A 7,161-nucleotide genomic window follows, 5' to 3' on the forward strand; every position below is an offset into this window, starting at 1 on the left:
ACGGCTGCGCCGATGTGCCGGGCACAACTGTGCGCGTTAAGCTTTTTCCATCGAGAACGACGGAGGCACTCATGTACGGCACAAGCCTGGCGACGGCAGTGATCATGGTATCCGGTATGGCGGTGTCGGGCACGGCGGCGGCAAGCCAGGGCAGCTGGCTGACCGTCGGTGAAGCGGCCTTCGCCCAGCTCAAGCTTGGCGGGCACAAGGTTACCATCCGCGCCAATCAGCTGGCGGCGGGCGGCGCTGAAAACCTGTACTTGATCGAAGTGCGCACCCGCGATCTGCCGTCGATTGCGGCCACGCTGCATCGCAAGCTCAAGCACTGCGGCGGCTTCATGTTCCATGCCAGCGAAGCGCAGGCGCGCGTGGCGCTGGCCGGCGGCGCACTGCGCGCGGTGCCGCTCAGCACGCGCCCGTCGTATGTGCTTGCCAACCAGGCGCTGGTTACGCCCATCCTGGCGCAGATGGACGAGCAGCAGATCGCCGCGACGATCATCCGCCTGTCCGGCTTCGTCAACCGCTACTACAGCAGCGCGCACGGGGCGCAGGCGGCGGACTGGATCAGCACCACATGGGCGGCACTGGCGGCCGGGCATGGCAACATGGCGGTGACGCAGTTCGACCACGCCGGCTACGCTCAGCGCTCGGTCATCGCGACGATTACCGGCAGCGACAAGGCGTCCGAGGTGATCGTGCTGGGCGCCCACTTGGACTCGATCAGCTTGAGCGCCGAGCGCGCGCAGGCGCCAGCGCCCGGGGCCGACGACGACGCCTCCGGGGTCGCCGTCCTGACCGAAGTGCTGCGGGTGCTGGTCCAGGCCGACTACCGGCCGCGCCGCACCATTAAGCTGATCGCTTACGCCGCCGAGGAAGTCGGCCTGCGCGGCTCGCAGGATATTGCGCGCGAGTTCAAGCGGAACAAGGTCGACGTGGTCGGCGTCTTGCAGCTCGACATGACCAACTTCAAAGGTTCCAGCAAGAATATTTATCTGATCAGCGACTACACGGACGGCGAGCAAAATCGTTTTCTCGAAAAACTGATTGCCGCCTATTTGCCGACGGTGAACATTGGCAGCGACAGATGTGGCTATGCCTGTTCCGACCATGCGGCCTGGAGTGCGCTGGGCTACGCGACTTCGATGCCTTTCGAATCGACGCTTGCCCAGGATAACCCCAGCATCCACAGCAAGAACGACACGTATGCCAACTCGGGCGCTCAGGCCGCGCACGCGCTCAAGTTCGCCCGCATGGCAGCGGCTTATGCTGTCGAGCTGGGGACGGATTCTCCTTAGCACGTCACAGTGCCGTGCGATAACAAAGGTTGTAAGTCATTGATTTTGTTAAGAATTAGACTGTCGGCCTAATGAGACACCTGCCCCGCAACACACAATTTGCGTGATAGTATTTTTCCCAATCTTGCGTTTTCGCGCAAACACCAGCTCCACGAGATCCACGTTGCGGCCATCCCGGTCGCCTTGTTTTGGATAGGCGGGACTAGGCCTACCGGCCTGCATTCCGCTTGCAGAGGGCAACCCGCCCATAACAAAAGGAAAAATCAATGAGTCAGAAACGCAAAGTTGCAGCTGGTAGCGCTCCCGTCATTCTCGCCGTTTTGCTCGCTGGATTGTTTGCCAGCGGCGCTGCGATGGCCGAGGGCAAGAAGAGCTGGATTACCGTGGGTGAAAAAGCATATGCGCAATTGCAGAAAATGGCGCCACAGGTGATCGCCCGCGATACCAAGACGCTGCGTACCAATGCAGCGGGCGCGAAGGTGGCGTCGACCGAACAAGTCCATCTGGTCGAAGTGGATGAAGAACAAATGCGCAAGCTGAGCGAAGCCATCCACCATGAATTGAAGCGCTGCGGCGGCTTCATGTTCCACGCCAGCGAAGCCGAGGGCAAGCGTTCGCTGGCGCAGCAGGCGGCCCCGCCGGCCACGCTGGCAACGCTCACGCGCCCGGCATACACGCTGGACAACGCAGCTCTGGTAACGCCGGTGCTCTCGCAAATGCAAGCGGGCAATATCACCACGACGATCAACGATTTGTCGACGTTTGTGAACCGCTATTACACCTCCACCGGCGGCACTGACGCCTCGAACTGGCTGCGCACCAAATGGGCCGGCATGGCCACCGGCCGCAGCGACATTACCGTCACCCAATTCGCGCACACCGGCTACACGCAAAAGTCGGTGATCCTGACTATTGCCGGTATCGACAATGCGTCCGAAGTGGTGGTGCTGGGCGGCCACCTCGACTCCATCAATGTGTCGAATACGGGTGAAACAGCGCGCGCGCCGGGGGCGGACGATGATGCATCGGGCATTGCCAGCATGACCGAAGCGCTGCGCGCCATGATTGCCAACGGATACAAGCCGCGCCGCACGATCAAGATGATCGGCTACGCCGCCGAGGAAGTGGGCCTGCGCGGCTCGAAAGACATTGCCGCCAACTTCAAGGCGAACAATGTGAACGTGGTCGGCGTGATGCAGCTGGACATGACCAACTACAAGGGCTCGCCCAACGACATCTACCTGTTCACCGATTACACCGACGCCCTGCAGTCGGACTTCATCGCCAAGCTAATCACGACCTACCAGCCGGGCGTGACGATCGGCTACGACAAGTGCGGCTATGCATGTTCGGACCATGCCTCCTGGACCGCCCAGGGTTACTACGCATCGATGCCGTTCGAGACGGCCATGGGCCAGGACAATCCCTACATCCATACTGCGAACGACACCTACGCCAATTCCGGCAACCAGGCCGCGCATGCGCTTAAGTTTGCCAAGATGGCGGCGGCGTTCGCCATTGAGCTGGGCAGCGACGGGCCGGCAGTCGTTCCGACGCAGCGCGTGGAAACGTTCACGGGATCGTTCACGGCCGGCCAGACCAAATCGTTCGGGCCATTCAAGGTGATTTCGGGTGGCACGCTGAAGGGCGAAACGACCGGCACTGGGGACGTTGACCTGTATATCCGCAAGAGCGCGCTGCCGACCACGTCGACTTACACCTGCAAGTCGGACGGCGCGGCTGCGGCCGAAACCTGCACGGTCAGCATGACGGCAAATGGCGACGTGTACCTGCTGCTCAAGGGCTATTCGGCATCGACCTATACCTTGAAAGTCACCTACAGCCCGCAGTAATCCTGGCGGCCCCAAGTCCGCCTTTCGGGGCGGATTTTTTTGGGACAGGGGCACAAGCAGGTCGCTTGGCTCGGCGAAGACCGAACGCTGCACCGTCAACAGGACGGCGAGTAGCAAGGAGCGCAGTTCGCGGCCACAGTTCCCGGGACACGGTTGAGCGGGATCATCGGCCCATTTGCCTGATGCATCAAAGTCTGCTTTCGGCAGCACTGCTTGCATAAGGGTTCCCATGGATGCCTTGTTCCTCTCCAGGATGCAGTTCGCCTGGCTGATTGCATTCCACATCTTGCTGCCGGCCTTTACGGTCGGCCTGTCCTGCTATGTGGCCACCCTCGAGGTCCGCTACTGGCTGGGCAAGGACGAGACGGTGCGTCGGCTGTCGGCGTTCTGGATCAAGATTTTCGCGATCTCGTTCGGCATGGGCGTGGTGTCGGGGATCGTCATGCCGTTCCAGTTTGGCACCAACTGGAGCCGGTTTACCGACGCCACCTCGAACGTGGTCGGCGCGCTGCTCGCCTACGAAGTCGTCACCGCATTCTTTCTTGAATCCGCCTTCCTCGGCGTGTTGCTCTTTGGCAGGAAGCTCGTGCCGCAGTGGGCGCACGCGCTGTCGGCGGTCCTGGTGGCGCTGGGCACCGTGCTGTCATCGTTCTGAATTCTCGCCGTAAACAGCTGGATGCAGACGCCGGCCGGCTACCAGATCGTCGACGGGCGTTTTTTCCCGCTCAGCCTGTCCGCCGTGATCTTCACGCCCTCCTTTCCATACCGGCTCGCGCATACCGTCTCGGCATTCCTGATCACCACGGCGTTCGTGGTCCTCGCCGTCGGTGCCTATTATTTGCTGCGGGGGGCGGCGCGCGCCGAGAGCCGCATCATGATGCGCATGTCGCTGCTGTTGCTCGCCCTGTTCGTGCCCTTGCAGATCATGCTTGGCGACCTGCACGGCCTGAACACGCTGCAGCATCAGCCTGCAAAGGTGGCCGCCATGGAAGGCATATGGGAAACCCAGCGCGGTGTCGCCGCTTCCCTGTTCGCGCTGCCCGATGCCGAGGCAGAGAAAAATCATCTTGAAGTTGCCATTCCCAAGCTGGCAAGCATTTACCTGACACACGATCCGAACGGTGAAGTCAAGGGCTTGAAGGAATGGCCGCGGCAGGACCGCCCGCCTGTCGCGGTGGTGTATTTTGCGTTTCGCGTCATGGTCGGCATCGGCCTGCTCATGCTCGCCATCGTCCTCACCGGCCTGTTGCTGTGGTGGCGCGGCCGCCTGTTCGATACGCGCTGGTATCTACGCGCATGCCAGGTGTCGGGCGCTTTCGGCTTTATTGCCGTGGTGGCTGGCTGGACGGTGACGGAAGTCGGGCGCCAGCCTTGGGTGGTGTATGGGCTGATGCGCACCAGCGAGGGTGTGACGCCCTCGCTGGTGCGCATCAGCGAGGGTGTGACGCCCTCGCTCACCACGCTTGACGTACTCATTTCGCTGGCCGGTTACGTGCTGGCGTACATCATCATTTTCGGGAGCGGCTTTGTGCTGATGCGCCCCATGTCGGCGGTGAGCAATGCAGATGGCCAGGCGACACTTGCGGGAGGATCCGATGTCCCTTGACCTGGTGCCACTGTGGGCACTGATCCTGTCGCTCGCGGTGCTGATGTATGTGCTGCTCGACGGCTTCGACCTTGGCGTAGGCATCCTGTTCTTTTTCCGCAAGGATGCAGAAGAGCGCGACCTGATGGTGGCGTCGGTCGCACCGATCTGGGACTTTAATGAAACCTGGCTGGTGTTGGGCGGCGGAGGATTGCTGGCCGTGTTTCCGCTCGCGTTTGCCGTAATCATGCCGGCGGTCTATTTCCCCATTTTGGTCATGCTGCTGGGGCTGTTGTTTCGCGGGGTTGCGTTCGAGTTCCGGCACGTGCCCCAAGCCCGGCGCGCGGTTTGGGACAGGTCGTTTGCGTACGGCTCTCTGCTTGCGACTTTCGCGCAGGGCGTCGTGCTTGGCAATTTCATCGAAGGATTCCCGGTCAAAGGCCGCGCGTTTTCCGGAACCAGCTGGGACTGGATCGGTCCGTTCCCGCTGCTGACCGGCGCTGGCCTGGTCGTCGGCTACACGCTGCTTGGCGCCACCTGGCTGTACATGAAAACCGAAGGCGCGCTGCAGGAATGGACGCGCACGATGGCGCAGCGCGCCTTGCTGGGCATACTTGCCTTTATCCTCATGGTGAGCGTCTGGACGCCGCTGACAAACGAGCGTATCGCCGCGCGCTGGTTCACGCTTCCCAATTTCTTTTATTTTGCCCCAGTGCCGCTGCTGACCGTGGTGCTTGCCTGGCTTATATGGCAATCCTTGCGCAGGGGACGCGAGGTGGTGCCCTTTCTCGCTTCGATGGGCTTGTTTTTCCTGTCGTTCACGGAGCTGATTATTTCACTGTGGCCGTATGTGGCGCCGCCGTCCATTACCTTGTGGGATGCCGCGACGGCGCCCATGTCCCAGCAGTTTCTGATGGTGGGCACCATGTTCCTGCTACCGGTGATTTTGCTGTACGTGTTTTGGTCATACTGGGTGTTTCGGGGGAAGGTCAAGGCTGATGCCGGCTATCACGGGCCCTGATCGCGACATGTTGCCGTCGATCAGGCGGCTGGTTGCGAGATGCTGATCAGGCGCGCTTGCGCGACACTGCCAGCGCGATCGCCAGTCCAAGACCCATCAAGGCCAGAGGTGCCGGCTCAGGCACGTCGGATGATGGGACCGCGACAGCGTTGCCGTGGATGGTGAAGTCCGCTGCCAATCCGTTCGCGCCGCCACCAGTATTGTTCACCAAGAAATTAATGGTGTTGAGTCCCTGGAGCAGCTCGCCGACGACCGAAGCGCTGTTCGAAATGCGCCAGACCTTCGATGCGCCGATATTGTTCACGCCGAGCGACGTACCATTGAGGGTAACGTCGGTCAGGTAGTCGTCAGAGATCCAGCGGAAATCGAAGGTGGTCGTATCAGCGTTCCCCTGCAACATGGAACCGGCCCAGTTGAACTGGAAACTGTAGTTGTAGACGTTGTTCCTGAACACAGTCGACGGACGGCCGGACTGGATGGGATCCCACGAAATGTAGCGCCCACTCGTCACGCTTGGCTGTGGCAGTACTGGCCAGCCAGGCGCGGCAGCGGTAACGAGGTAGGCTTGAGCGCTATTGACGGTGAACTGGTCGTCCAGACCGTCATGGTCAAGGTCTTGGCCCGTGGCGTAGGTGAGGCTGGCAAAGGCAGGGGCGCTGAGGGCAAGTGCCGCAGCGACCGCAGCGAATTTAAAGGTATTGAAGGTCATGATTTTTTCTGGCTCTAATGTGAAGTTTGACGTGTGCGTTATTGACACTGCTCAAATTGTTGATGCGCTCAACAATTCATTAGAGAAATCATAACATCGAGAAGCAACACAAATATCGCAATGGCAATTCTTTCATACCAAATGCCATTTATTGCATGGATTGCTTGTGCTTGGAAAGGTGCACGGTTCCGTTGAAATTAACGCCAATGACGACGTTTAGGGAAAATCGGTACATTTCTGCGGGTTTTCGCTTATAACGACTGCAGGGACGGTAACGGGACGCGAACATGGCGGATTTCATCCGCCCTAAGGTTGCCGTGCTTGGCATATTGACGGGTGTAATCTGGGGACGAAAAAAAACCCCACATTTCTGCGGGGTTTTTCTCTTATAACTAGCCTGACGATAACCTACTTTCACACTGGTTGCAGCACTATCATCGGCGTAATATCGTTTCACGGTCCTGTTCGGGATGGGAAGGGGTGGTACCGATTTACTATGGTCATCAGGCATAACTTGTACAGCTTGGTGCTCCCAACAGGGCAGCACTAGCTTGAATCTGGAAGAAGTATTGTTTTTTATTTCTGGTAGCGATCTGTGTATCAACACAAAGCACAACGCGCATTCTTATCTTCTATACCTGCTAAGGTTATAGGGACAAGCCGTACGGGCAATTAGTATCAGTTAGCTTAATGCATTA

Annotated in this window: 4 protein-coding genes, 1 rRNA gene and 1 pseudogene; 4 read left to right on the plus strand and 2 right to left on the minus strand. The window is 59.6% G+C overall.

The window, feature by feature from the left end:
• Positions 1-71 precede the first annotated feature (71 nt).
• The 4 genes and pseudogenes from ACP7D4_RS09575 to cydB all read left to right on the plus strand — a co-directional run bounded on the left by ACP7D4_RS09575 (position 72) and on the right by cydB (position 5,754).
• Positions 72-1,295, plus strand: coding sequence for a M20/M25/M40 family metallo-hydrolase (locus ACP7D4_RS09575; protein WP_426208817.1), 1,224 nt, complete (start codon positions 72-74; stop codon positions 1,293-1,295).
• Between the two features lie 266 nt (positions 1,296-1,561).
• Entirely contained in the window at positions 1,562-3,148 is a 1,587-nt protein-coding gene (locus ACP7D4_RS09580; RefSeq protein ID WP_426208818.1) for a M20/M25/M40 family metallo-hydrolase, read from the plus strand.
• A gap of 229 nt (positions 3,149-3,377) precedes the next feature.
• Positions 3,378-4,685 (plus strand): annotated as a pseudogene (locus tag ACP7D4_RS09585) (cytochrome ubiquinol oxidase subunit I); the annotation flags it as partial.
• A 58-nt stretch (positions 4,686-4,743) separates the two neighbouring features.
• Entirely contained in the window at positions 4,744-5,754 is a 1,011-nt protein-coding gene (gene cydB / locus ACP7D4_RS09590; protein WP_426208819.1) for a cytochrome d ubiquinol oxidase subunit II, read from the plus strand.
• A gap of 46 nt (positions 5,755-5,800) precedes the next feature.
• On the opposite strand, the gene ACP7D4_RS09595 is transcribed toward cydB, so the two are convergent.
• Positions 5,801-6,463: a PEP-CTERM sorting domain-containing protein gene (locus tag ACP7D4_RS09595; RefSeq protein WP_426208821.1), complete on the minus strand. Its 663-nt coding sequence runs from the start codon at positions 6,461-6,463 to the stop codon at positions 5,801-5,803.
• 395 nt (positions 6,464-6,858) lie between these two features.
• Positions 6,859-6,971 (minus strand): 5S ribosomal RNA (gene rrf, locus ACP7D4_RS09600).
• Positions 6,972-7,161: the final 190 nt, after the last annotated feature.

Source organism: Massilia sp. TWP1-3-3 (assembly GCF_049897805.1).
Lineage (GTDB): Bacteria > Pseudomonadota > Gammaproteobacteria > Burkholderiales > Burkholderiaceae_D > Telluria_A.